1 protein-coding gene is annotated in these 2,122 nt (G+C 66.4%); it reads right to left on the bottom strand.

Going from position 1 to position 2,122, the window contains the following annotated elements; all coding sequences use genetic code 11:
- Positions 1-255: 255 nt before the first annotated feature.
- Positions 256-2,122: potassium/proton antiporter (locus tag VMR03_RS11610; protein ID WP_325405369.1), on the bottom strand; the 1,867-nt coding region annotated here is incomplete at its 5' end.

Raw genomic sequence — 2,122 nt, 5'->3', positions numbered from 1 at the left:
CCGCGCGTCGCGCCGGTGACGACGGCCTTCTTGCCCTTGAGATGGAGGTCCATGGCGTTCTCCCTGAGTTGGTTTTGGCGGAGTGTAGTCGGATATTCGCGCAAACCAAACCTGTCATCCCGGCGCAAGCCGGGACCCACTCGCTTTTATTCTTGTGGGAGCGAAGGCGATCGGGTGCCGGAACGCGCGCCGTAGTTTCTCTCTCTTGCTGAGGGAACCAATGGGTCCCGGCTTTCGCCGGGATGACATGTTTTTTTACGAGAGGAAGAGTTCCGTCACCGAGCGTTTGATTTCGGCGAGACGGAGCTTGAGAAGGGTCGCGGTGCTTTGCGGCGGCGGGGGGTCGAGGTCGAGGCCGACCTTGCGGGGGCTGCCGTCCTCGCCGATCGACAGCGCGACGAGTTCGACCGTGCCGGCGCGGATGCGTTGACCTTCCTCGATGTCGCGGCCGAGGCGGGCATGCATCAGGCTCGAAAGCGTGTGGTCGCGTTCATGCGGCGTCACCTGGAAGCCGTACATATCGGCGACGGTGCCGGCATTGGCTTCCGCATCGAGCTTGAAATCGACCGGGCCGATCTCCCTGGCGCGGCTCCTCGCCTTGCGGGCGGCGAAGAGGCGGTCGAGCTGGGAGAGCACGTCCGGCTCCGTCAGCAGCATCACGACGTCGCCCGCCTTGACGCCGTCGGACGGCAACGTGTTGCGGACCTGGCCCTCGCGCATCACGGAAATGAACTCGGTGCCCGGCGGCAGCGGCATGCGCGCCATGCGGCGGCGCGCGATGAGGCTCATCGGATCGACCGTATAGGCGACGACGGTCTTGCCGGCGCCCGTCGGCAGGTCGAGCTCGACGCGGGCGCGGGCTTCGGGCCGGGGCGGCAATTCGACATCGGTGAGCCTGGCGGCCGGCGAAATGGTCCAGCCCTGGACGACGAGCGAGACGATCACCACGACGAAGGCGATGCCGAAGATCGTCTGGGCGTGCTTGACGTGTTCGAGGACCGGAATCGTCGCGAGGAAGATCGGCACGGCGCCGCGCAGGCCGACCCAGGAGATGAAGCTCCGTTCGCCGCGTGCATATTTGAAGGGCGCGAGCGAGAGGAAGACCGCGACCGGACGCGCGACGAGGATCAGCACGGCGGCGATGGCGAGAGCCGGCAGGAGGATCGGCACCAGCTTCGAGGGCGTGACGAGAAGGCCCATCATCAGGAACATGCCGATCTGGGCGAGCCAGGAGAGGCCGTCGGAGAAGCGGGCGATCTCGGCGGTGGCGCGGTGCGGATTGTTGCCCAAAGTCGTGCCGACGAGATAGATCGCGAGGAAGCCCGAGGCCTCGACCGTCTGCGCGGCGGCGAAGACGACGAGGGCCAGCGCACCGGCGAAGATCGGATAGATGCCGGCCGAGAATTTGAGACGGTTGACGGCGCGGAGCACGATCTGACCGCCGATCAGGCCGAAGAGAACGCCGCCGCCCATCTGCCAGAGAAAATCATAGGCGAGCGTCAGCGCCGTCTCGCTCCAGCCGCCCTTGGGAAAGCCATGCGCGGCGAGGCTGACAAGGGCCAGCGTCATGAAGATCGACATCGGATCGTTGAGGCCGGATTCGACCTCCAGCGCGGAGCCGACGCGGGGCTTCAGGCGGAGACCCCTGAGATGGAGGAGGAGAAAGACGGCGGCGGCGTCCGTGGGGCCGACGATGGCGCCGATGAGCAGCGCCTCAAGCCAGTCATAGCCGAGGATGTAATGCGCGGCCGCGCCGACGATCGCCGCCGTGATCGCGACGCCGAGGGTCGCCAGCACGATGGCCGGCGAGAGCGCATGGGAGAATTGCTCGCGGGTCGTGCTCAGTCCGCCGTCGAAGAGGATGACGGCGAGCGCCAGCGACCCCGTAAGGTAAGCGAGGCGAAAATCCTGAAACCTGATGCCGCCGAAACCGTCTTCGCCGGCGAGCATGCCGAAGGCGAGGAAGACGAGCAGCAGCGGCGCGCCGATCCGCGACGACAGGACGCCGGCGAAGATCGAGAAGGTAATCAGCGCCGCCGTGATCAGGATGATGTGGTTGGCAAATTCCATGGGCGGGGGTGAGGCCTGACGATTGAGGGGCGGTGGAACCGGCACAAGCCCG

The sequence above is a fragment of the Parvibaculum sp. genome, from assembly GCF_035511255.1.
Classification (GTDB): domain Bacteria; phylum Pseudomonadota; class Alphaproteobacteria; order Parvibaculales; family Parvibaculaceae; genus Parvibaculum.
Note: the sequence above shows the minus strand (reverse complement) of the source record. Positions and strands in the feature narration are given on the sequence as shown.